We start from the raw sequence: 23726 nt of genomic DNA, 5'->3' as shown, positions 1-23726 counted from the left end.
AGGCCGTCACACCAGCACCCGCTCGATGCCGCCGTTGTTGGCGCGCTGCACATAGTCCGGCATCCAGTTCTCGCCCAGGATTTCGCGCGCCATCTCGACCACGATGTAGTCGGCTTCGAGCAGGCCGTTGTTCAGGTCGCCTTCGTAGCGGTTCAGGCCCTGCAGGCAGCTGGGGCAGCTGGTGAGGATCTTCACGTTGTCCTGCGCGCCCACTGCGCCGCTGGCACGCAGCTGGGCCTCGCCCTTCTTGATTTCTTCTTCCTTGCGGAAGCGCACCTGCGTGGACACATCCGGGCGCGTCACGCCCAGCGTGCCCGACTCGCCGCAGCAGCGCTCGCTCTTCAAGACCTGCTCGCCCACCAGCGCCTTCACGGTCTTCATCGAGTCCTGCAGCTTCATCGGGTTGTGGCAAGGCTCGTGGTACAGGTAGGCACCCTTGCCCTGCAGCTGGATGCCCTTTTCCAGCAGGTACTCGTGGATGTCGATGATGCGGCTGCCCGGGAAGATCTTGCCGAACTCGTAGCCCTGCAGCTGGTCGTAGCAGGTGCCACAGCTCACCACCACGGTCTTGATGTCAAGGTAGTTGAGCGTGTTGGCCACGCGGTGGAAGAGCACCCGGTTGTCGGTGATCATCTTCTCGGCCTTGTCGAACTGGCCCGAGCCGCGCTGGGGGTAGCCGCAGCACAGGTAGCCCGGGGGCAGCACGGTTTGCACCCCGGTGTGCCACAGCATGGCCTGCGTGGCCAGGCCGACCTGGCTGAACAGGCGCTCCGAGCCACACCCCGGGAAATAGAACACCGCTTCCGTCTCGGCCGTGGTGGTGGCCGGGTTACGGATGATGGGCACGTAGTCCTTGTCCTCGATATCGAGCAGCGCACGCGCCGTCTTCTTGGGCAGTCCCCCCGGCAGCTTCTTGTTGATGAAGTGGATCACCTGCTCCTTGATCGGAGCCGTGCCCACCGTCGCCGGCGGCTTGGCCGTCTGCTTGCGGCCCACCTTGCGCAGCAGGTCCACGGCGAGGCGCTGGGCCTTGAAGCCCACGTCCACCATGGCCGAACGCATGAACTTGATGGTGTCCGGGTTGGTGGCGTTGAGCATGGTCATCGCCAGCGCGTTGCCCGGCCGGAACGTCTTCTTGCCCATCTTGCGCAGCAGGTTGCGCATGTTCATGGTGACATCGCCGAAGTCGATCTTCACCGGGCAGGGGTTCTCGCACTTGTGGCACACCGTGCAGTGGTCCGCCACGTCCTCGAACTCCTGCCAGTGCTTGATGCTCACGCCCCGGCGGGTCTGCTCTTCGTACAAGAACGCCTCGACCAGCAGCGAGGTGGCCAGGATCTTGTTGCGCGGGCTGTAGAGCAGGTTGGCGCGCGGCACGTGCGTGGAGCACACGGGCTTGCACTTGCCGCAGCGCAGGCAGTCCTTGACCGAATCGGCGATCGCGCCGATGTCGCTCTGCTGCATGATCAGCGACTCGTGCCCCATGAGGCCGAAGCTGGGCGTGTAGGCATTGGTCAGGTCGGCATGCAAGGCGGCGGTCCTGGAAGCCGGCTTGGAAGCCAGATGGGCCTCCAGCGCTTTCCCATCCAGCGCAGGCAGCTCCTGATTTCGGAGCAATTTTCCTTTGTTGAAGCGCCCTTCGGGGTCCACCCGCTGCTTGTACTGCGCGAACGGCAGCAGCTCGGCGTCGGTCAGGAACTCCAGCTTGGTGATGCCGATGCCGTGCTCGCCCGAGATCACGCCGTCCAGGCTGCGCGCCAGCACCATGATGCGCTCGACCGCCTCGTGCGCGGTCTGCAGCATTTCATAGTCGTCGCTGTTGACTGGCAGGTTGGTGTGCACGTTGCCGTCTCCGGCGTGCATGTGCAGCGCCACCCAGACTCGGCCCTTGAGCACGCGCTTGTGGATGGCCGTGGCTTCGTCCAGGATGGGCTGGAACGCCGCGCCCGCGAAGATGCCCGACAGCGGCGCGCGCAGCTGGGTCTTCCAGCTCGCGCGCAGGGTGTGGTCCTGCAGCTGCGGGAACAGGGGTTCGACATCCTGCAGCCAGCCGGCCCACAGCGCGCGCACCTCGGCCACCAGCGCCAGGGCTTGCGCCACGCGGTCCTCCAGCAGTTCGGCCGAGGGGATTTCGCTCGCGTCGTCCTGCTTGCCCAGCGGCAGGTTGCCGCGCTCGAAGAACTCGGTGAGCGCGTCGCACAGCTTGATCTTGTTGCGCAGGGACAGCTCGATGTTGATGCGCTCGATGCCGTCGGTGTACTCGGCCATGCGCGGCAGCGGGATCACCACGTCTTCGTTGATCTTGAAGGCGTTGGTGTGGCGGCTGATGGCGGCCGTGCGCTTGCGGTCCAGCCAGAATTTCTTGCGCGCCTCGGGGCTGATGGCGATGAAGCCTTCGCCGCTGCGCGAGTTGGCGATGCGCACGACCTCGCTGGTGATGCGCGCCACGTCGTCGGCGTTGTCGCCCGCGATGTCGCCGAACAGCACCATCTTGGGCAGGCCGCCCCCGTGCTTCTTGCTCTTGGTGGCGTAGCCCACCGCTTTCAGGTACCGGTCGTCCAGGTGCTCCAGGCCGGCCAGCAGCACGCCCGAGCGCTTTTGCTCGGCGAACATGAAGTCCTTGATCTCCACGATGCTGGGCACGGCGTCCTTGGCGTTGCCGAAGAACTCCAGGCACACGGTGCGCGTGTGCTCGGGCATGCGGTGCACCACCCAGCGCGCGCTGGTGATCAGGCCGTCGCAGCCTTCCTTCTGGATGCCGGGCAGGCCCGAGAGGAACTTGTCCGTCACGTCCTTGCCCAGGCCTTCCTTGCGGAAGGTGCGGCCCGGGATGGCCAGGCGCTCGGTGCGCACGGGCGTCTTGCCGTCGGCCTCGAAGTACTGCAGCTCGAAGGTGGCCGTCTCCACGTCATGGATCTTGCCCATGTTGTGGTCCAGGCGGGTCACCTCGAGCCACTGGGCGTCGGGCGTGACCATGCGCCAGCTGGCCAGGTTGTCGAGCGCCGTGCCCCACAGCACGGCCTTCTTGCCGCCCGCGTTCATGGCGATGTTGCCACCGATGCAGCTGGCTTCGGCGCTGGTCGGGTCCACGGCAAACACAAAACCTGCGCGCTCGGCCGCATCGGCCACGCGCTGGGTGACCACGCCGGCCTCGGTCCACACCGTGCCCACTTCGCGGTCCATGCCCGGCAGGCGGCGCATCTCCACCTCGGTCATGGCTTCGAGCTTTTCGGTGTTGATGACCACGCTTTTCCACGTCAGCGGGATGGCGCCGCCGGTGTAGCCGGTGCCGCCTCCGCGGGGAATGATGGTCAGGCCCAGTTCGATGCAGCCCTTGACCAGGCCTGCCATCTCGGTTTCCGTGTCCGGCGTGAGCACCACGAACGGGTATTCGACGCGCCAGTCGGTCGCGTCGGTCACGTGGCTCACGCGCGAGAGGCCGTCGAACTTGATGTTGTCCTTGGCCGTCAGGCGGCCCAGGGTCTTCTGGATCTGGCGGCGCAACTGCGCGGCCTGCTCGAAGGTGGCGTTGAATTCGGCCACGGCGCGGCGCGCCGCCACCACCAGCTCGCCGACCAGGCGGTCGCGCCCGGCGTCGTCGTCGGGGGTGCGGCGCTTGTCGATCTCGGCCAGGCGGTGCTGCAGGGCATCGACCAGCAGCTTGCGGCGGTTGGGGTTGTCCAGCAGGTCGTCCTGCAGGTAGGGGTTGCGCTGCACCACCCAGATATCGCCCAGCACTTCGTACAGCATGCGGGCGGAGCGCCCGGTGCGGCGCTCCTTGCGCAATTGGTCCAGCACGTCCCAGGCCGGGGACCCCAGCAGGCGGATCACGATCTCCCGGTCGGAGAACGAGGTGTAGTTATAGGGAATCTCGCGCAGACGCACGGGCTCGGCAGCCTGCATCTGCAAGGCAGCCAACGCAATCGGAACATTCATGGGGGTCTACCTGGGGTGGGGGCGTGATTTTATGCCACCGTGCCTTCCCTTGCCGACGCCCGCCCCGCCCAGGCAAAACCTCCCGTTCAGAACAGCACCCGGCTGCGCAGCGTGCCGCCGACCTTCGCCAGCTTGTCCAGCGCCAGGTCGGACGAGGCCGCGTCGATGTCGATGACCACGTAGCCGATCTTCTCGTTGGTCTGCAGGTACTGGGCCGAGATGTTGATCTGGTTGTCCGAGAAGATGCGGTTGATCTCCGACAGCACGCCCGGCACGTTGCGGTGGATGTGCAGCAGGCGATGCTTGCCAGGGTGCGCGGGCAGCGCGACCTCGGGGAAATTGACCGACGAGGTGCTGGTGCCGTTGTCGCTGTACTTCACGAGCTTTTCCGCCACTTCAAGGCCGATGTTGGCCTGCGCCTCCATGGTGGAGCCGCCGACATGGGGCGTGAGGATCACGTTGTCCAGCCCGCGCAGGGGCGACTGGAACTCGTCCTTGTTGGTGCGCGGCTCCACCGGGAACACATCGATGGCGGCGCCCAGCAGTTTCTTGGCCTTGAGGGCCCCGGCCAGGGCCTCGATATCCACCACCGTGCCGCGCGCGGCGTTGATGAGGATGCCGCCGGGCTTCATGGCGGCGATCTCGGCCGCGCCGATCATTCCCTCGGTGGACGGCAGCTCGGGCACGTGCAGGCTCACGATGTCGCTCTGGCCCAGCAGGTCGTGCAGATGCTGCACCTGGCGCGCGTTGCCCAGGGGCAGCTTGCTCACCACGTCGAAGAAGGCAACCTGCATGCCCATGGCCTCGGCCAGCACCGACAGCTGCGTGCCGATGGAGCCGTAGCCCACGATGCCCAGCGTCTTGCCCCGGATCTCATAGGCGTTGTCGGCCGACTTGAGCCAGCCCCCACGGTGGGCCACCGCGTTTTTCTCAGGAATGCCGCGCAGCAGCAGGATGGCCTCGGCCAGCACCAGCTCGGCCACAGAGCGGGTGTTGGAATACGGGGCATTGAAAACGGCAATGCCGCGCTCGCGCGCCGCGTTCAGGTCCACCTGGTTGGTGCCGATGCAAAAACAGCCCACGGCCACCAGCTTGTGCGCCTGCGCAAACACCTCCTCGGTGAGCTGCGTGCGCGAACGGATGCCCACGAAGTGCACGTCGGCAATCTTGCGCTTGAGTTCGTCGTCGGGCAGCGCGCCGGACACCGTCTCGATCTGGGTGTAGCCGGCACCGCGGATCACATCCACCGCGGAAGGGTGGATGCCCTCGAGCAACAGGAATTTGATCTTGTTCTTGTCCAGCGAATTGATGGCCATGGCAATAAGGAAGAAGGAGGAGAGGGGGAAAAGAAACCGGCGCGCGACGACGCGAACGAACCGGCGCGGCAGAGGCCTGCGCGCGACCGACAGCATGGTGCATTGCACAAAACCTTGCAAGCCTCGGCAAATGCGCCACACCTTGTCACAAAAGAGTCACAATCGCTTCCCTCATGGGGACCCCAAGGGGTTTCCCCGGTTGTTGCAAGCGACAGGCTCATGCGACAACGACATATCAATGTCACATCGGCTGCATAGCATCCGGCCCTTGTGCTTTTTGTCATCCTCGGAGGAAATATTCATGCAAACGAAGCATCTGGCGGTCTGCGCTGCCATCGCCATGTCGGCGTGCCTGCCTGCACAAGCCCAGGCTCAGGCGCCGGTCGAGATTCAGTGGTGGCATTCGATGAGCGCAGCGCTCGGCGATTGGGTCAACGACCTGGCAAAACAGTACAACGCGAGCCAGACCAAGTACAAGGTCGTGCCCACCTACAAGGGTACGTATGACGAATCGATGACGGGCGCCATCGCCGCGTTCCGTGCGGGCAATGCACCCCACATCCTCCAGGTGTTCGAAGTAGGCACCGCCACCATGATGGCCAGCAAGGGTGCCATCGTGCCCGCGGCCAAGGTGCTCAACGACGGCGGCTTCAAGTTCGACCCCACCCAGTACGTGTCGGCCGTGGCCGGCTACTACACCGCGCCCAACGGCCAGATGCTGAGCTACCCGCTCAACAGCTCCACCACCATCTTCTATTACAACAAGGACGCCTTCAAGAAGGCGGGCCTGGACCCCAACACCCCGCCCAAGACATGGCCCGAGGTGTTCGCCGCCGCGTCCAAGCTCAAGGCCAGCGGCCACAGCTGCCCGTTCACCACGAGCTGGATCAGCTGGACGCAGCTGGAGAGCTTCTCGCTGTGGCACAACACGCTGTTCGCGTCCAAGAACAACGGCTTTGACGGCAACGACGCCCAGCTGCAGATCAACACGCCGCTGCACGTGCGCCACTTCGAGAACCTGGCCAAGGCCTCCAAGGACGGCAGCTTCGTCTACAAGGGCCGCGGCAATGTGCCGGACGCGTCCTTCCCCTCGGGCGAGTGCGCCATGATCACGGGCTCGTCAGGCCTGTACGCCCGCGTGGCCAAGGAAGCCAAGTTCGCCTATGGCATCTCGGCCCTGCCCTACTACGCCGACGTGAAGGGCGCGCCCCAGAACACCGCCATCGGCGGCGCCAGCCTCTGGGTGATGGCCGGCAAGAAGTCCGAAGAGTACAAGGGCGTGGCCGACTTCCTGAACTTCCTGAACGACACCAAGGTGCAGGCGGCCAGCCACCAGCGCACGGGCTACCTGCCCGTGACCACGGCCGCCTACAAGCTCACCGAAGCCTCGGGCTTCTATGAAAAGAACCCCGGCACCGACGTCGCCGTCACGCAGATGATCCGCAAGGCCACCGACAAGTCGCGCGGCATCCGCCTGGGCAACTTCGTGCAGATCCGTTCCATCATCGACGAGGAAACCGAACAGATCTGGTCGGGCAAGAAGACCCCCAAGGAGGCGCTGGACACGGCCGTGACCCGCGGCAACGAACAGCTGGCCCGGTTCGCGCGCGCCAACAAGTAAGTTCTGACGAGCGCCTATGGATGCGACCGGGCCCTTGCGGCCTGGGGACATCGAAAGCCCGCCGCCCCTGTAAACCCCTGCGGTTCACTGGGCGGCGGGTTGTCTTTTTTTGCCGCCGGGCTGCCCCGGGGCAAAAAGCGGCCCCCCGAAGGGGCAGCGCCCCTGCGCAACAGCCAGCACGGGGGCATTTTTTGAGAGTCTGGACATGGAAAAACGCGTTCTCTTTCGCTCTGCGTGGCTGCCGTGGGTGCTTCTGGCACCCCAGCTGGCCATCATCAGCGTCTTCTTCTTCTGGCCCGCAGGCCAGGCCCTGGTGCAGTCGTTCCAGATGCAGGATTCCTTCGGCTTCTCGAAGGAATGGGTCGGTTTCGACAACTTCCGGGATCTGTTCCAGGACCCGGGCTATCTGGCGTCGTTCAAGACCACCGCCTTCTTCTCGATCCTGGTGGCGGTCAGCGGCATCAGCCTGTCGCTGATCCTGGCGATCTTCGCCGACCGCATCATCAAGGGCGCGATGGTCTACAAGACCGCGCTGCTGCTGCCCTATGCCGTGGCACCCGCCGTGGCGGGCGTGCTGTGGATGTTCATGTTCTCGCCGTCGCTCGGGGTGGTGGCCTACATGCTGCGCCAGTCGGGCTTCGACTGGAACCACATGCTCAACTCCGACCACGCCATGGCGCTGATCGTGATCGCCGCGGTGTGGAAGCAGATCTCCTACAACTTCCTGTTCTTCCTGGCGGGCCTGCAGTCCATCCCCAAGTCGCTCATCGAAGCCGCAGCCATTGATGGCGCGGGCCCCTGGCGCAGGTTCTGGAGCATCCAGTTTCCGCTGCTCTCGCCCACCACGTTCTTCCTGCTCGTGATCAACGTGGTGTATGCCTTCTTCGACACCTTCGCCATCGTGGACGCCACCACGCAGGGCGGCCCGGGCCGCGATACCGCCATCCTGGTCTACAAGGTGTACCACGATGGGTTCAAGGCCATGGACATGGGCGGATCGGCCGCGCAGTCGGTGGTGCTGATGGTGATCGTGGTGGTGCTCACCGTGATCCAGTTCCGCTACGTCGAGAAGAAAGTGCAGTACTAGATGACTCCCCCCCGAAGCGCCTGTGGCGCCTCCCCCTCGAGGGGGCGCCTCCAGCGGCCCGGCAAAGCCGGTTCCGCGGTGGCACGCGCATTGGCACTCCTTAATTCACGCATGTCTTCTTCATCGCCCCTCTCTCCTGGAGCCCTCGCATGGTAGAGCGCAGTCCTTATCTCACCGCGTTCTCGCACCTCATCATGGTGCTGGGCGTGATCATCGTCGGCTTTCCGCTGTACCTGGCCTTCGTGGCCTCGACCCACACCGCGCAGGACATCGTGCAGGTGCCCATGCCCATGGTGCCCGGCGGCAACTTCTGGCAGACCTACCACGACGCCCTGTTCGGCGGCGGCACGGGCGCGGGCTCCACCGCGCCGGTGGCGCGCATGATGTGGGTGAGCTTCGTCACCGCCATCGTCATCACGCTGGGCAAGATCGCCATCTCGCTGCTGTCGGCGTTCGCCATCGTGTACTTCCGCTTCCCCTTCAAGGGCATCTGCTTCTGGCTGATCTTCATCACGCTGATGCTGCCGGTGGAAGTGCGCATCGGCCCCACCTACCAGGTGGTGTCGGACCTGGGCATGCTCAACACGTATGCGGGCCTCACGGTGCCGCTGATCGCGTCGGCCACCGCCACGTTCCTGTTCCGGCAGTTCTTCCTCACGGTGCCCGACGAACTGGTGGAAGCCGCCCGCGTGGACGGCGCGGGCCCCATGCGCTTCTTCAAGGACATCCTGGTGCCGCTGTCGCGCACCTCGATCGCCGCGCTGTTCGTGATCCAGTTCATCTACGGCTGGAACCAGTACCTGTGGCCGCTGCTGGTGACCACCTCGGAAGACATGTACCCCGTGGTGATCGGCATCAAGCGCATGCTGGCCGGCGGCGACGCGGGCAACGAATGGAACATCGTGATGGCCACGGCCCTCCTGGCCATGCTGCCTCCGGCCTTCGTGGTGGTGGTCATGCAGCGCTGGTTCGTCAAGGGCCTGGTGGACACCGAGAAATAAGACAAAACCCCTGCCAGCGCTTATCCATTCAGCACTTGTAGCTATCAAATTCATTGCATCATGGCATCCATCTCCCTTCGCAACATCATCAAGCGCTACGGCCATGGCCCCAAGGCCAACCAGGTGATCCACGGCGTGAACGCCGAGGTCCAGGACGGCGAGTTCATCGTCATCGTGGGCCCCTCGGGCTGCGGCAAATCCACCCTGCTGCGCATGGTCGCGGGCCTGGAGGAAATCTCCGGCGGCGAACTGCGCATCGGCGACCGCGTGGTGAACAACCTGGAACCCGCCCAGCGTGACATCGCGATGGTGTTCCAGAACTACGCGCTGTACCCGCACATGACGAACTTCGACAACATGGCCTATGGCCTGAAGATCGCCAAGGTGCCCAAGGAGGAAATCAGGGCGCGCGTGGACAAGGCCGCCAAGATCCTCGAACTGGGCCACCTGCTCGAACGCAAGCCGCGCGAGCTGTCGGGCGGCCAGCGCCAGCGGGTGGCCATGGGCCGTGCCATCGTGCGCCAGCCCCAGGTGTTCCTGTTCGACGAGCCGCTGTCCAACCTGGACGCCAAGCTGCGCGCCCAGACCCGCCTCGAGATCCAGAAGCTGCACCGTGAACTGGGCATCACCAGCCTGTTCGTGACCCACGATCAGGTCGAGGCCATGACGCTGGCGCAGCGCATGATCGTGATGAACGCCGGCAACATGGAGCAGTTCGGCACGCCCGAAGAGGTCTACCACACGCCCGCCACCACCTTCGTGGCCAGCTTCATCGGCTCGCCGCCCATGAACCTGCTCAAGAACGCCCCCAGCGCCGCGCCCGGCACCATCCTGGGCATCCGCCCCGAGCACCTGGACGTGCGCAGCGAAGGCTGGGAAGTCAAGGTCGAGACGGTGGAACTGCTGGGCGCCGAGCGCCTCATCTACGGCCGCATCCATGGCGAACAGATCATTGTGCGCGTGGAAGAAGGCACCCATGCGCCCGCGCCTGACTCGGTGATCCACGTGGTGCCGCGCCCAGACCGCCTGCATGCGTTCGACGCCACCACCGGAAAAAGAAAGTGACCCACCCCTGAGCGGCTTCGCCGCCTTCCCCTTCTCCCGGCTGCGCCGGAAAGGGGGACGACGCCGTCGCTGCGGGGCGGCCCTTGCTCGGCGTCCGCGCGCGGTGCCGTGCCAGTGGCCACCGCGGCGTGGCACGCAAACCACGAGGCAAGATGACCATGTCTACTCCCTGGCCCTACCCCCGCTGGATCGCCCACCGTGGCGCCGGCAAGCTGGCCCCTGAAAACACCCTGGCCGCGTTCCGGCTGGGCGCCCGGCATGGCTACCGCATGTTCGAGTGCGACGCCAAGCTGAGTGCCGACGGCGTGCCGTTCCTGATGCACGACGCCACGCTGGACCGCACCACCAACGCGGCGCAGGCGCTGGGCACCACCGCCAGTCGCACCGGGGGCGATCACCCCTGGAGCGCATTGGCCCAGCTGGACGCGGGCAGCTGGCATTCGCGCACCCACGCGGGCGAGCCGTTGCCCACCCTGGAGAACACGGCGCGCTATTGCATCGCCAACGGCTTCTTCCTGAACATCGAGATCAAGCCAACGCCCGGGGTCGAGGAAAAAACGGGCCGGGTGGTGGGGGAACATGCGGCGCGTCTGTGGCAGGGCCAGGCCGTGCAGCCCCTGTTCTCATCCTTCCAGCCCGACGCGCTGGCGGGCGCCCGGGCCACGGCCCCCCACATCCCGCGCGCGCTGCTGCTGGACACGTTGCGCGACGGCTGGCTGGACCTGGCCCGCCAGCTGGACTGCGTGGCCATCGTGTGCAACCACGCACTGTGGGATGCGGCGCTGGTCGCGCAGGTCCACGGCGCGGGCCTGCGTGCGCTGAGCTACACGGTGAACGACGACTGGGCCGCGCAGCGGCTCCTCCACCTGGAAACCGACGGCATCATCACCGACCGCGTGGACTTTTTTTCGCCCGCCACGCCCTAGGGCCTGCCGTCGCCCCAACCCCGCCCCAAGGCCCGCGCCACCGTGGAACCGGCTTTGCCGGGCCACCGGTGGCGTCCCCCTTCCAGGGGGAAGGCGCGCAGCGCCTCACGGGGTCAGTCCAATTTAGCGCCCGACTTCTTCACCGCGTCGGCCCAGCGCGGCATCTCTGCAGCCAGGAATTTCGCGAAGTCGTCCGACCCCAGGAAGGCTGGGTCCGCCCCCTGGGTCACCATGCGGTTGCGCACCTCGGGCATCTGCAGCACCTGGCCGAAGGCATCGCTGAGCTTGTTGACAACGTCCTTGGGTGTCCCGGCCGGAGCCAGGAAGCCGTAGAAGCCCACCACCTCGAAACCCTTGATGCCGCTCTCGATCACCGTGGGCACGTCAGGCAGCGCGGGGTTGCGCTCCTTGCTGGTCACGGCCAGAGCGCGCACCTTGCCCTGCTTGTGGTAGCTGGCGGCCTGCGGAATGCTTTCGGCCATGAACTGCACCTGGCCGCCCATGAGGTCCGTGAACGCGGGTGCGCTGCCCCGGTAGGGGATGTGCACCATGAACAGGCCGGTGGCCGTCTTGAACATCTCGGGCACCAGGTGGCTGATGCCGCCATTGCCCGCCGAGCCGAAGTTGACCTGGCCCGGCCGCGACTTGGCGTAGGCCATGAACTCCTGCAGGTTCTTGGCGGGCACGCCAGGGTTCACCAAAAGGGCCAGCGGCTGCATGGCGGTGCGCGCGATGGGCACAAAATCCTTGAGCGTGGAATACGGCAGGCGGCTGTAGAGCCCGGGGTTGATCACCATCACGCCCGTGTTGGCCAGCATGATGGTGTGGCCGTCGGGCGGCGCTTTCATCACGTCCTGCGCGCCCACGGTGCCACCCGCACCGGCCTTGTAGTCCACCACCACGGGCTGGCCCAGCACGGCCTGCAGCTTGTCGGTGAGCAAGCGTGCATGCTGGTCCAGCGGGCCGCCGGCCGGAAAGCCGATGACGATGCGCACGGGCTTGGAAGGAAAGGCCTGCTGGGCCTGCGCGGCCACCGACAGGGCGAGCCCCGCGGCCAGTACGGGCCAGGAATGCTTGAGCGTCATCGTGTTCTATCTCCAGGTTTTTGTGTTGTTGAGGATCGGGGAGTGTGCACCCGCCCCGGCGGCGGGTGCGGGGCATGGCACGGCATTGCGCGCGGGTGTGCGGCCGGTCAGGCCTTCCAGCCGCGCACCAGCACCCACTGGCAGGTGGCGCAGGCCACCACCAGCGCGGCATAGGTCAGCATACGGCCGTCGCGCCCCCACACCACCAGTCCGGCGGCCAGGGTTGCCACGCCCACGGTGAAGACGATCGCAAGGCGAGACCCGCCAGACAGCGGCAAGGGTGTTCTGGAGCCAATGAAGCGCCCCGACAAGGCAAGCAGCAGGGCCACGGCCGCGGCGGGTGCCACGAAGTTGAGCAGGTGATTGAAAACGTCCAGAGGACCCATGGAATTGACCCACATCAAGGCTTGAACAGGCAAGGCCGCCTGTTCGGGCCAACAATTTTATAATCGGGAACTATGGCAGTCTGGGCCCTCGGCATCAACCACACCACCGCGCCGCTCGATCTGCGCGGCCGGTTCGCGTTCGCGCTCGACCAGATCGCCCCCACATTGCACGGTTTGCGCCAGTCGCTGGGCACCTCCAGCTGCCACCCCGGGGTGGAAACGGCCATCATCTCCACCTGCAACCGCACCGAAATCTACTGCGCGGGCGAGCAGCCCGCCATGGACCACACGCTGGGCTGGCTGGCCCAGAGCGGCGGCGTGAGCCCCGCGCTGCTGCGCTCGCACTCCTACACGCTCGAGGACAGCCTGGTCGCGCGCCACGCCTTCCGCGTGGCCAGCGGGCTCGACTCGATGGTGCTGGGCGAGGCCCAGATCCTGGGCCAGATGAAGGATGCCGTGCGCGCCGCCGAGACCGCTGGCGCCCTGGGCACCACGCTCAACCAGCTCTTCCAGCGCAGCTTCGCCGTGGCCAAGGAGGTGCGCACCAGCACCGAGATCGGCGCGCACAGCATCAGCATGGCCGCCGCCGCCGTGCGCCTGGCCAGCCAGCTGTTCGAAGACCTCGGCAAGATCCGCGTGCTGTTCGTCGGCGCGGGCGAAATGATCGAGCTGTGCGCCACGCACTTCGCGGCCAAGAACCCCAAGCAGATTGCCATTGCCAACCGCACCCTCGAGCGCGGCGAAAAGCTCGCCACCCGCTTTGGCGGCGAGGTGATGCGCCTGGCCGACCTGCCCGAGCGCCTGCACGAGTTCGACGCCGTCATCAGCTGCACCGCCAGCAGCCTGCCCATCATCGGCCTGGGCGCCGTGGAGCGCGCGCTGAAAAAGCGCCGCCACCGCCCCATCTTCATGGTCGACCTGGCCGTGCCGCGCGACATCGAACCCGAGGTCAAGGCCCTGGGCGACGTGTACCTGTACACCGTGGACGACCTGGCCACCGTGGTGCAGACGGCCCAGGCCAACCGCCAAGCCGCCGTGGCGCAGGCCGAGGCCATCATCGACGCGGGCGTGCAGAGCTTCATGCACTGGATGGAGCTGCGCAGCCCGGCCGGCGAGACCGGCGGCGTGGTGCCGCTGATCCAGCAGCTCAACGCCCAGACCGACGAGTGGCGCGCCCTGGAGATCGCGCGCGCCAAGAAGCTGCTGGCCAAGGGCGAGGATGTGGACGCCGTGCTCGAAGCCCTCTCGCGTGGCCTCACACAGAAAATGCTGCACGGCACCCTGGCCGAGCTGCGCGCGGGCGACGCCGAGATGCGCGCCCAGACGGCCCAGACCGTCTCGCGCCTGTTCCTGCGCTCGCAAAGCAAGACCCCCCACAACGGCCTGTAGCGGCGCCCGCCCGCACCCCAGCCCGTTCCGATTTCAAGCCAGATCGGCCCTCAGCGCTTGATACACAAGCGCTAACAGCTACAAAATCTGTAGCAACCCATTTCTCCAGGATTCCATGAAACCCTTTCTCCGAAGCCAGCTGGAGCGCTACGCGCAGCGCCTGGGCGAACTCGACTTCCTGCTCTCGCGCGAGGACATCATGAGCGACATGGCGCAGTACCGCACCATCTCGCGCGAGCATGCCGAGGTCACGCAGGTGGCAGGCCGCTACGCCCGCTACCAGCAGCGCGAGGCCGACCTGGCCGGCGCGCGCGAGATGCTGGCCGACCCCGACATGGCCGAGATGGCGCAGGAAGAAATCACCAGTGCCGAAGCCGAACTGCTGCAGCTGGAAGACGAATTGCAGCGCCTGCTGTTGCCGAAGGACCCCGACGACGCGCGCAATGCGTTCGTCGAAATCCGCGCCGGCACGGGCGGCGACGAATCGGCCCTGTTCGCGGGCGACCTCACGCGCATGTACACCCGCTACGCCGACCGCGTGGGCTGGAAGGTGGAGATCGTGAGCGAGAACGCGGCCGAGCTGGGGGGCTACAAGGAAATCGTGCTGCGCATCGAAGGCCAGCCCGGAACGGGCCCCTCCGGTAGCGGTGTCTACGGCACCCTCAAGTTCGAGTCCGGCGGCCACCGCGTGCAGCGCGTGCCCGCCACCGAAACACAGGGCCGCATCCACACCAGCGCCTGCACCGTGGCCGTGATGCCCGAGCCCGACGAGCACGAGGCCATCAAGCTCAACCCGGCCGACCTGCGCATCGACACCTTCCGTGCATCCGGCGCGGGCGGCCAGCACATCAACAAGACCGACTCCGCCGTGCGCGTGGTGCACTTGCCCACCGGCATCGTGGCCGAATGCCAGGACGGCCGCAGCCAGCACGCCAACAAGGCCAAGGCCCTGCAGGTGCTGCAGGCGCGCATTCAAGAAAAAGAACGCAGCGAGCGTGCCGCCAAGGAGGCCGCGCTGCGCAAGGGCCTGATCGGCAGCGGCGACCGCAGCGACCGCATCCGCACCTACAACTTCCCGCAGGGGCGCCTGACGGACCACCGCATCAACCTCACGCTGTACAAGCTGCTGTACGTGATGGAAGGCGACCTGGCCGACGTGCTGCAGGCCCTGGCCCACGCGCGCGAGGCCGAGCAGCTGGAAGAGCTGGAGATGGGCACCACGGGCTGATCTCCATCCAGAATTTGAATCAAACTGGCCTCTGGCGCTTGATGGACATGCGCCAGTAGCTATCAAAATAGTAGTGAACAACACCTCCCCCACCCTGGCCCAGGCTTTGGCCCAGGCCCGCACCCTGGGCCTGGAACGCATCGATGCGCAACTGCTGCTGCTGCACGCCCTGGCCCGGCCCGACGCCGGCCGCGCCTGGCTGCTGGCGCACGACACGGACGCGCTGGACGAGGCCGTGCACGCCCGGTTCATCGCCCTGTGCCAGCGCCGCGTGGCGGGCGAGCCCGTGGCCTACCTCACCGGCCGCAAGGAGTTCTACGGCCTGCCCCTGGAGGTGGATGCGCGCGTGCTGGACCCGCGCCCCGACACCGAAACGCTGGTGGACTGGGCGCTGGAGGTGATGGCCCCGTTGCCCGCCCCCCGCGTCGTGGACCTGGGCACCGGCAGCGGCGCCATCGCGCTGGCGCTGCAGCACCAGCGCCCCACCGCCCAGGTGCTGGCGGTGGACGCGAGCGCCGATGCGCTGGCCGTGGCGCAGGCCAACGCCCGGCGCCTGGACCTGGCCGTGCAGTTCCAGCCAGCGAACTGGCTGGCGGGCGTGCCAGGCCTGTTCGATGCCGTCGTCTCCAACCCCCCCTACATCGCCAGCGCCGACCCGCACCTGGCCGCGCTCAGGCACGAGCCCCTGCAGGCATTGGCCAGCGGCGCCGACGGGCTCGACGACATCCGCGCCATCGTGGCCCAGGCCCCCGCGCACCTGCGGCCCGGCGGCTGGCTGCTGCTGGAGCACGGGCACGACCAGGCCCCCGCCGTGCGGGCCCTGCTCGCCGCCACCGGTTTCATCCAGGTGCAAAGCCGCAACGATCTGGCCGGCATCGCGCGCTGCACGGGCGGACAGTGGCCGACAGTGAAATAATCCCCCCATCGCGGGCCGGTGAGGCTCGCCCGCCTCTTTCAAGGAGTATCCCCATGAGCGACACCCAGCAACGCATCGACGCCCTCGTCAAATCCAGCGACATCCTGCTGTTCATGAAGGGCAGCGCCAGCTTCCCCATGTGCGGCTTTTCGGGCCGCGCCATCCAGATCCTGAAGGCCTGCGGGGTGGACCCCAAAGCCGTGGTCACCGTCAACGTGCTCGAGGACGACGAAATCCGCCAGGGCATCAAGGACTACAGCAACTGGCCCACGATTCCTCAGCTGTACGTGAAGGGCGAGTTCATCGGCGGCTCGGACATCATGATGGAGATGTACGAGTCGGGCGAACTCAAGCAGGTGCTGGGCACCGAAGGCTGACAGCGCCCCGCCGGCGCATCCCCTGCGAAAAGGCCGCCACCGGGCGGCCTTTTGCTTGGCCGCAACAGCGGCACCATTCGGGGGCTTTTCCGATGCTGAAGCGGGCATGTTGTGTGCTTGAATGGTTGCGTGACCTCACATCACGAAGGAGCATGCAATGACCAGCCATAGCCTTGTTCCCCAGCCCCCGGCCCTGCGCCTGCCGGTGGCCCAGATGCGCAGCGTGTTCCACCCCGGCGATGTCGAGCGCAAGCTCGCACGGCTGCAGGAGTCGGGCAACCAGCGCGAATACGAAACCCTGCGCACCGTGTACGAACGCATGCTGGAGCGTGGCCCGGAGCGCTTTCAGGTCAAGCCGTCGGGCATCCCCGACATGGCCAGCCTGTACGGGCAGTTGCCCAACTTCACCGAGGTGCTGGACGACGTGAAGCGCCACGTGGCATTGGCGCAGGACAGCAGCGACGGCCTGGAGGTCACGCCCATGCTGCTGCTGGGCCCGCCCGGCATCGGCAAGACCCACTTCGCGCGCCATCTGGCCGAGTTGCTGGGCACCGGCATGAACCTGCTGCCCATGAGCTCCATGACCGCGGGCTGGCTGCTGTCGGGCTCGTCGGCGCAATGGAAGGGAGCGCGCCCGGGCAAGGTGTTCGAGGCCCTGGTGGAGGGCGAATACGCCAATCCCGTCATCGTCGTCGACGAAATCGACAAGGCCAGCACCGATGCGCAGTACGACCCCATGGGCGCGCTGTACAGCCTGCTGGAGCACGACACGGCGCAGAGCTTCACCGACGAGTTCGCCGAGATCCCCATCGACGCGAGCCAGGTCATCTGGATCACCACGGCCAATGATGAACGGGGCATTCCCGACCCCATCCTCAACCGCATGAATGTGTACCAGGTGCAGCCGCCCAACCAGGAACAGGCCCGCACCATCGCCCTGAACCTCTACCACGGCATCCGCGCGGGGCATGACTGGGGGCGGCGCCTCGACCCCGACCCCACGCCGGACGTACTGGACCAGCTGGCCCAGATGCCGCCGCGCGAGATGCGCCGCGCGCTCATGACCGGCTTCGGCAACGCGCGGCTCGCGCAGCGCAGCACCGTGGAGGTGTCGGACCTGCCGCGCGCCGCCAGCGCCAAGGGGCGCATGGGTTTCATGCAGTAGCCAGGGCACGCCGGCTGAAGTCGGCCAAGGCGCCCGCGCGGCGCGGGCCTCCTCCAGCCCCGGCAGCGTGGGCGCGCACTGGGGCGGCAGGCAGGCTGGCCGCTACACTTGTCCAAGGGGCTTGCCCAGCGCCCTGCCCGCCTTCGCCGTAGCCCGTCCCATGACCCTGTCCCAAAGCCTTTTCATCATCGGCCTGCTCATCGCGGCCAGCGCCTTTTTTTCGATGGCCGAGATTTCGCTCGCGGCGGCGCGCCGCCTGCGTTTGCGCCAGATGGCCGATGAGGGGGACGCGCGCGCTGACCGGGTGCTGCGCATGCAGGAGCAGCCCGGCGACTACTTCACGGTGGTGCAGGTGGGCCAGAACGCCGTGGCCATCCTCGGCGGTATCGTGGGCGAGGGAGCGCTGAGCCCCCATTTCAGCGCATTGTTCGGACTGTGGTTTTCGGAGCCGACCGCGCAGACCGCCGGCTTCCTCGCGTCGTTCCTGGTCATCACCTCGCTGTTCATCCTGTTTGCCGACCTGTTTCCCAAGCGCCTGGGCATGGCCGAGCCGGAGCGCCTGGTGGTGCGGCTGGCGCAGCCCATGGCCTGGTGCATGACGCTGCTGCGCCCCGTGGTGTGGTTCTACAGCCGGGGGGCCGATGCGCTGTTCCGGGTGCTGGGCATGTCGTCCCTGCGCGATGACCGCATCACCTCGGACGACATCCTGGCGATGATGGAGGCGGGCGCGCGCGCCGGGGTGCTGGCGGCCCGCGAGCAGCAGGTCATCACCAACGTGTTCGAGCTGGATACGCGCACGGTGTCCAGCGCCATGTCGCCCCGCGACCGGATCGCCTTCTTCCTGCGCGACGAGCCCGACTCCGTCATCCGCCTGCGCATCGCGGCCGAGCCGTTTTCGACCTACCCCGTCTGCGAGGGCGATATCGACCACGTGGTGGGTTACGTGGACGCGAAGGATCTCTTCCAGCGCGTGCTGAACAACCAGCCCATCTCGCTGGCGGACGACAGCCTGGTGCGCAAGGTGCTGATCGTGCCCGACCGGCTCACCCTCTCGGAGGTGCTGGAGCAGTTCCGCCAGGTGCACGAGGACTTTGCCGTCATCGTCAACGAGTACAGCCTGGTGGTGGGCGTGGTGACCCTGAACGACGTGATGAGCACGGTGATGGGCGACCTCGTGGGCCCCGCGGACGAAGAGCAGATCGTGCGGCGCGACGAGAATTCATGGCTCATCGACGGTGTCACGCCGATCGAAGACGTGCTGCATGCGCTGTCGCTCGACGAATTGCCCCACGCGGAAGAATACGAGACGCTGGCCGGCTTCCTGATGGTGATGCTGCGCCGCGTACCGCGCCGCACGGACAGCGTGAGCTGGGGCGGCTACAAGTTCGAGGTGCTGGACGTGGACAGCTACCGCATCGACCAGGTGATGGTGTCCCGCCTGGGTGCGCCCCAGGCGGAAAGCCCTGCCGCGCCCCCTCCGGCGGACAGCACCGCGGCGCCTGTGAAGTAGGGATGCCTTCGCGGCCATGCCCGTCGGGCCCGGTGCGGCACGGCGCCTGCCACAGCGGCCTGCCAAAGCATGGATCAAATCGGGCTCCAACGCCCTCAGCATAAGCGCCAGCAGCTATAGGAATAGGAGCACCCGTATCCGCATCGGTGGCCGCTGCGCGGATTCCACGGGTCTGTCCTCCGGCGCCGGGCTGCGTCGGCACCAAGGCCGGGCGCCGCAGGGGGCCGCTTCAGGCTGCGGGCAGCTGAGGCTTCTCGCCAAACAGCCAGTTGCGCTGGGCGCCAAACACCGCATCCGGGTAGGGCGAGCGCCCACGGCTGCCGTTGTAGCGGCCCAGCGCCATGAACAGGTCACCCCGCTCCCGGTCGATGTAGTGGCGAAGGATCACGCAGCCAAAGCGCAGATTGGTCTGCAGATGGAACAGCTTGCCCGCATCGCCGTCGCCGATCACGCGCGTCCAGAACGGCATGACCTGCATGTAGCCGCGAGCGCCCACGCTGGAGACGGCAAACTTGCGGAAGGCGCTTTCGACCTGGATCAGCCCCAGGACCAGGGAGACATCGAGCCCGGCGCGCTTGGATTCGTACCAGGCGGTCTGCAGGAAGTCGCGCCGGATCTCCCACTCGGGTTTGCGGCGGCGCAGCCGGTCGCTCATGGTGCCCAGCCAGCGCAGGTAGTGGATGCGGGCCTCGGTGGTGAAGAACTCGGGTTCGGGCGGGGCCTGGTTGGCAATGGCCGAGCTCAGCGCCGTGCGCACGGAGTCCATCAGAGGCTCTTCGAGCTGGCCGCCCGCATGCGCCGCTGCAGGGGCCGCCAGCCACGCCGCGGGGGCGGACAGGGCGGCCAGGCATGCACGGCGGGACAGGCCGCCGCCCTCGGGCGTCCCCCCTACCGCCAAAGCCAGCCGCGCCTCGCTCATACCGCCATGCGGCCCTTCACGTGGGCCAGGATGTCTGCCGTGGGCACCTTGGTGGCCGCCGTGTCACGGCGATGCTGGTATTCGACCACGCCCTCCTTGAGGCTCTTGTCGCCGATGGTCACGCGGTGCGGCACGCCGATCAGCTCCCAATCGGCGAACATGGCGCCAGGGCGCTCGCCACGGTCGTCCAGGATCACGTCCACGCCCGCGGCCAGCAGGTCCGCATACAGCGATTCGGCCGTGGCCTTGACGGCCTCGCTGCGGTCCATGCCGACGGGGCACACGACCACGGTGAACGGAGCAATGGCGTCGGGCCAGATGATGCCGCGCTCGTCATGGTTCTGCTCGATGGCGGCGGCGGGCAGGCGCGTGACGCCGATGCCATAGCAGCCCATCTCGAAGAAGGCCGGCTTGCCGTCGTCACCCAGGAAGGTGGCGTTCATGTCCTTGCTGTACTTGGTGCCCAGATAGAACACATGGCCCACCTCGATGCCGCGCTCGATGGCCAGTTCGCCCTTGCCGTCCGGCGAGCGGTCGCCCGCCACCACGTTGCGCAGGTCGGCCACGGCATCGGACTCGGGCAGGTCGCGGCCCCAGTTGACGCCGGTGATGTGGAAATCGGGCTCGTTGGCGCCGCAGATCCAGTCGGCCATGACGGCCACCTCGCGGTCCACCACGATCTTGAGGGGCTTCTTCAGGCCGATGGGGCCCAGGTAGCCGGGCTTGCAGCCAAAGTGATCCTCGATTTCGGAGAGCGTGGCAAAGCGGAAACCCGCCATGCCCGGCACCTTGGCCACCTTGATCTCGTTCATGTCGTGATCGCCGCGCAGCAGCAGCAGCCAGACCTGGGTCTTGACGATCTCGCCCGCCTCATTGGTTTCGTCCGTGGCCAGGACCAGCGACTTCACGGTGGTCGCCAGTGGCACGCCAAGCAGCTCTGCCACGTCGGCGCAGGTGCTCTTGCCCGGCGTGGCCGTCTTGGTCAGCGCCCGCGTGGCAGCGCCGCGTGGACCGGCGGGGGCCAGGGCTTCGGCCTTTTCCATGTTGGCGGCGTAGTCGCTCGCCGGGCAGTAGACGATGGCGTCCTCGCCGGTGGCGGCGATCACCTGGAACTCTTCGGAGAGGTCGCCACCGATGGCGCCGCTGTCGGCCGCCACGGCGCGGTAGGTCAGGCCAAAGCGGTCAAAAATGCGGCGATAGGCCTGTGCCATGACCTGGTAGCTGGCCTTGGCGGCCCCCTGGTCGCGGTCGAAGCTGTAGGCGTCCTTCATGACGAATTCACGCCCGCGCATGAGGCCAAAGCGTGGGCGGCGCTCATCGCGGAACTTGGTCTGGATCTGGTAGAAGTTCTTGGGCAGCTGCTTGTAGCTCTTGAGCTCCTGGCGCGCGATGTCAGTGATCACTTCCTCGCTGGTGGGCTGCACCACGAAATCGCGGCCATGGCGGTCCTGGATGCGCAGCAACTCGGGGCCCATCTTGTCGAAACGGCCCGTTTCCTGCCACAGCTCGGCCGGCTGCACCACGGGCATGGTCAGCTCCACGGCCCCCGCGCGGTTCATCTCCTCGCGCACGATGGCCTCGACCTTGCGGATCACCCGCAGCCCCATGGGCATGTAGTTGTAGATGCCAGCGCCCAGCTTCTTGATCAGCCCCGCCCGCGTCATGAGTTTGTGGCTGACCACTTCGGCATCCGCCGGAGCTTCCTTGAGGGTGGAAATAAAGAATTGGGAGGCTTTCATCGGAATCGATTTCGGGCAGAACGGGGCAGCCCACTTGCTGCACGCTAGGCGCCGTGCATAATGGACATAGTTTAAAAATTTGGGGTTTGATTATGCTTGACCGGGACGGCTTTCGGCCGAACGTCGGCATCATCCTGCTCAACCAGAAAAACCAGGTGTTCTGGGGCAAGCGCATACGCACCCACAGCTGGCAGTTCCCGCAAGGCGGCATTGACCGGGGTGAAACCCCCGAACAGGCCATGTTCCGTGAACTGCATGAAGAAGTGGGATTATTGCCCAACCACGTGCGCGTGGTGGCCCGCACCCGGGACTGGTTGCGCTATGAGGTGCCTGACCGGTACATCCGCCGCGATGCACGCGGACACTACAAAGGCCAGAAACAAATCTGGTATCTGCTTCAACTGGTGGGCCACGACTGGGACCTGAACCTCCGTGCCACCAACCACCCGGAATTCGACGCCTGGCGCTGGAACGACTACTGGGTTCCTCTGGACGTGGTGGTCGAATTCAAGCGAGGCGTCTATGAGATGGCCCTCACGGAACTGGCGCGCTACCTGCCCCGCCACGAGCAGCGCAACCGCTACCTGCGCAGCGGCATGCGCACGCGCGAAGGGGAGCACGCGGGCACGATGTTCCGGACCGGGTCCATGCTGATCAATCCGGGAATGGAGCTCCCTCCGGGCGCCAGCTTCGATCCCGACCCGCAGAACAGTGTGCCGGGGGAGCTGGACGGCCTGCCCACGGTCACCACGCCGCGCTAGCCCTTCAGTGGCCAGCCACCATGAAAAACGCCTGCACAGAGCAGGCGTTTGACTGCGTGCGAGTGGCCTGGGACTTGGCCATCAGCTGGTGGCAGCCAGCACCAGATTGTCGCGGTGCACCATCTCCGGCTCCGCAACATACCCCAGCAGCCTTTCGAACTCCGTCGAGGGCTTGCGGCACAGCATCCGCGCCTCGGCCGCCGCATAGTTGGCCAGGCCGCGGGCAATTTCAGCGCCGGAGGCGTCGCGCACGGCAATCACGTCACCACGGGAGAAGTCGCCCTCCACCGCCGTCATCCCGATGGGAAGCAGGCTCTTGCCTTCATCCCGCACCTTGGCGGCCGCCCCGGCGTCCACCACCACCGAACCCCGCAGTTGCAGGTGGTCGGCCATCCACTGCTTGCGGGCCTGCTTCTTCTGCGTCTGGGCCACGAGCAAGGTGCCCAGCGCCTCGCCCCGCACGAGGCGGACCAGTACGTCGGATTCACGCCCCCAGGCAATCACGGTGGACGCCCCCGAGCCGGCAGCCCGTTTGGCCGCCAGGATCTTGGTGATCATGCCGCCCTTGCCGATGCTGGAACCCGCGCCGCCGGCCATGGCCTCCAGTGCCGGGTCGCCCGCCTTGGCTTCGTGGACAAACTGCGCCGATGCATCACGGCGCGGATCGGCCGTGTACAGCCCCTTCTGGTCGGTCAGGATGATCAGCGCATCGGCCTCCACCAGATTGGCCACCAGGGCACCTAGCGTGTCGTTGTCGCCGAACTTGATCTCGTCGTTCACGACGGTGTCGTTCTCATTGATCACCGGCACCACGCCAAGGCGCAGCAGCGTGAGCAAGGTCGAGCGCGCGTTCAGGTAGCGCTCGCGGTCAGCCAGGTCCGCATGGGTGAGCAACACCTGCGCGCTGCCCATGCCCTGCTCGCGCAGTTTGGTTTCGTACATCTGCGCCAGTCCCATCTGTCCGACGGCGGCAGCGGCCTGCAACTCGTGGACTTCGTGCGGCCGCGTGGTCCAGCCCAGGCGCTTCATGCCTTCGGCAATGGCACCACTGGACACCATCACGACCTCGCGGGGTACGCCGCCGTCGCCACGCACCAGGGCCGCCAGCTGGCGGCTCCATTCACCAATGGCGGTTTCGTCGAGGCCACGCCCCTCATTGGTCACAAGACTGGAACCCACCTTGACCACGATGCGGCGGGCATCACGCAATACGCTGGAAACCATTTTTTTAGTGTTTTTGGCCACTAGCGCCTGTCCATCAAGCGCCGATAGCTATTAAAAATATAGCGCTCAAACCAG

19 protein-coding genes are annotated in these 23726 nt (G+C 66.5%); 12 read left to right on the top strand and 7 right to left on the bottom strand.

From position 1 onward, the window contains the following. Positions 1-6: 6 nt before the first annotated feature. Entirely contained in the window at positions 7-3936 is a 3930-nt protein-coding gene (locus ACAM51_RS20215) for a DUF3683 domain-containing protein (RefSeq protein WP_369641673.1), read from the bottom strand. 86 nt (positions 3937-4022) lie between these two features. After that, positions 4023-5252: a phosphoglycerate dehydrogenase gene (serA, locus tag ACAM51_RS20210; RefSeq protein ID WP_218293494.1), complete on the bottom strand. Its 1230-nt coding sequence runs from the start codon at positions 5250-5252 to the stop codon at positions 4023-4025. Between the two features lie 301 nt (positions 5253-5553). On the opposite strand from serA, the gene ugpB reads away from it, so the two are divergent. The 5 genes from ugpB (at position 5554) to ugpQ (ending at position 10952) form a co-directional block, all read left to right on the top strand. Next, a complete protein-coding gene (ugpB, locus tag ACAM51_RS20205) occupies positions 5554-6873 on the top strand; it encodes a sn-glycerol-3-phosphate ABC transporter substrate-binding protein UgpB (protein WP_218340308.1) in 1320 nt (439 codons plus the stop codon). 205 nt (positions 6874-7078) lie between these two features. Beyond that, entirely contained in the window at positions 7079-7960 is an 882-nt protein-coding gene (ugpA, locus tag ACAM51_RS20200) for a sn-glycerol-3-phosphate ABC transporter permease UgpA (protein ID WP_369641672.1), read from the top strand. Positions 7961-8109: 149 nt separating this feature from the next. Next, positions 8110-8961, top strand: a complete 852-nt coding sequence (gene ugpE / locus ACAM51_RS20195) for a sn-glycerol-3-phosphate ABC transporter permease UgpE (protein ID WP_218293491.1) — start codon at positions 8110-8112, stop codon at positions 8959-8961. A gap of 60 nt (positions 8962-9021) precedes the next feature. After that, on the top strand, positions 9022-10026 hold the full coding sequence (gene ugpC / locus ACAM51_RS20190) for a sn-glycerol-3-phosphate ABC transporter ATP-binding protein UgpC (protein WP_218293490.1): 1005 nt from the start codon (positions 9022-9024) through the stop codon (positions 10024-10026). A gap of 152 nt (positions 10027-10178) precedes the next feature. Continuing rightward, positions 10179-10952: a glycerophosphodiester phosphodiesterase gene (ugpQ, locus tag ACAM51_RS20185; protein ID WP_369641671.1), complete on the top strand. Its 774-nt coding sequence runs from the start codon at positions 10179-10181 to the stop codon at positions 10950-10952. A 113-nt stretch (positions 10953-11065) separates the two neighbouring features. Here the strand turns inward: ugpQ and ACAM51_RS20180 are convergent, their stop codons facing one another. Then, positions 11066-12037 carry a tripartite tricarboxylate transporter substrate binding protein gene (locus tag ACAM51_RS20180; protein WP_218293488.1) on the bottom strand — a complete coding sequence of 324 codons (972 nt, stop codon included), beginning with the start codon at positions 12035-12037 and terminating at the stop codon, positions 11066-11068. A gap of 107 nt (positions 12038-12144) precedes the next feature. Then, complete coding sequence (locus ACAM51_RS20175; RefSeq protein WP_218340310.1) at positions 12145-12423, bottom strand: hypothetical protein; 279 nt, start codon at positions 12421-12423, stop codon at positions 12145-12147. Positions 12424-12495: 72 nt separating this feature from the next. Here ACAM51_RS20175 and hemA point away from each other — a divergent pair, with 72 nt between their 5' ends. The 6 genes from hemA (at position 12496) to ACAM51_RS20145 (ending at position 19008) form a co-directional block, all read left to right on the top strand. Continuing rightward, positions 12496-13812 carry a glutamyl-tRNA reductase gene (hemA, locus tag ACAM51_RS20170; RefSeq protein ID WP_369641670.1) on the top strand — a complete coding sequence of 439 codons (1317 nt, stop codon included), beginning with the start codon at positions 12496-12498 and terminating at the stop codon, positions 13810-13812. 115 nt (positions 13813-13927) lie between these two features. Beyond that, positions 13928-15040, top strand: a complete 1113-nt coding sequence (gene prfA, locus ACAM51_RS20165) for a peptide chain release factor 1 (RefSeq protein WP_218293485.1) — start codon at positions 13928-13930, stop codon at positions 15038-15040. 73 nt (positions 15041-15113) lie between these two features. Beyond that, positions 15114-15956, top strand: coding sequence for a peptide chain release factor N(5)-glutamine methyltransferase (prmC, locus tag ACAM51_RS20160; RefSeq protein WP_369641669.1), 843 nt, complete (start codon positions 15114-15116; stop codon positions 15954-15956). A 53-nt stretch (positions 15957-16009) separates the two neighbouring features. Further along, positions 16010-16333, top strand: a complete 324-nt coding sequence (grxD, locus tag ACAM51_RS20155) for a Grx4 family monothiol glutaredoxin (protein WP_218293483.1) — start codon at positions 16010-16012, stop codon at positions 16331-16333. A 157-nt stretch (positions 16334-16490) separates the two neighbouring features. After that, positions 16491-17498 (top strand): AAA family ATPase, encoded by a 1008-nt coding sequence (locus ACAM51_RS20150; protein WP_369641668.1) that lies wholly within the window; start codon positions 16491-16493, stop codon positions 17496-17498. A gap of 160 nt (positions 17499-17658) precedes the next feature. Next, complete coding sequence (locus ACAM51_RS20145; RefSeq protein WP_369641667.1) at positions 17659-19008, top strand: hemolysin family protein; 1350 nt, start codon at positions 17659-17661, stop codon at positions 19006-19008. A 229-nt stretch (positions 19009-19237) separates the two neighbouring features. On the opposite strand, the gene ACAM51_RS20140 is transcribed toward ACAM51_RS20145, so the two are convergent. Both ACAM51_RS20140 and ACAM51_RS20135 read right to left on the bottom strand, forming a co-directional pair. Further along, the gene (locus tag ACAM51_RS20140; RefSeq protein WP_369641666.1) at positions 19238-19927 is read right to left on the bottom strand and encodes a lytic transglycosylase domain-containing protein; all 690 of its coding nucleotides are present in this window, start codon (positions 19925-19927) and stop codon (positions 19238-19240) included. Further along, complete coding sequence (locus ACAM51_RS20135) at positions 19924-21666, bottom strand: proline--tRNA ligase (RefSeq protein ID WP_369641665.1); 1743 nt, start codon at positions 21664-21666, stop codon at positions 19924-19926. Before ACAM51_RS20135 ends, ACAM51_RS20140 begins: the two co-directional genes overlap by 4 nt. Positions 21667-21758: 92 nt before the next feature. On the opposite strand from ACAM51_RS20135, the gene ACAM51_RS20130 reads away from it, so the two are divergent. Then, positions 21759-22427 carry an RNA pyrophosphohydrolase gene (locus ACAM51_RS20130; RefSeq protein WP_218293477.1) on the top strand — a complete coding sequence of 223 codons (669 nt, stop codon included), beginning with the start codon at positions 21759-21761 and terminating at the stop codon, positions 22425-22427. A gap of 81 nt (positions 22428-22508) precedes the next feature. Here the strand turns inward: ACAM51_RS20130 and proB are convergent, their stop codons facing one another. Then, positions 22509-23651 (bottom strand): glutamate 5-kinase, encoded by a 1143-nt coding sequence (gene proB, locus ACAM51_RS20125; protein WP_218293476.1) that lies wholly within the window; start codon positions 23649-23651, stop codon positions 22509-22511. Positions 23652-23726 lie beyond the last annotated feature (75 nt).

Origin of the sequence: Acidovorax sp. A79 (assembly GCF_041154505.1) — a bacterium.
GTDB lineage: Bacteria > Pseudomonadota > Gammaproteobacteria > Burkholderiales > Burkholderiaceae_C > Acidovorax.
This window is presented reverse-complemented; position numbering and strand designations above follow the sequence as displayed.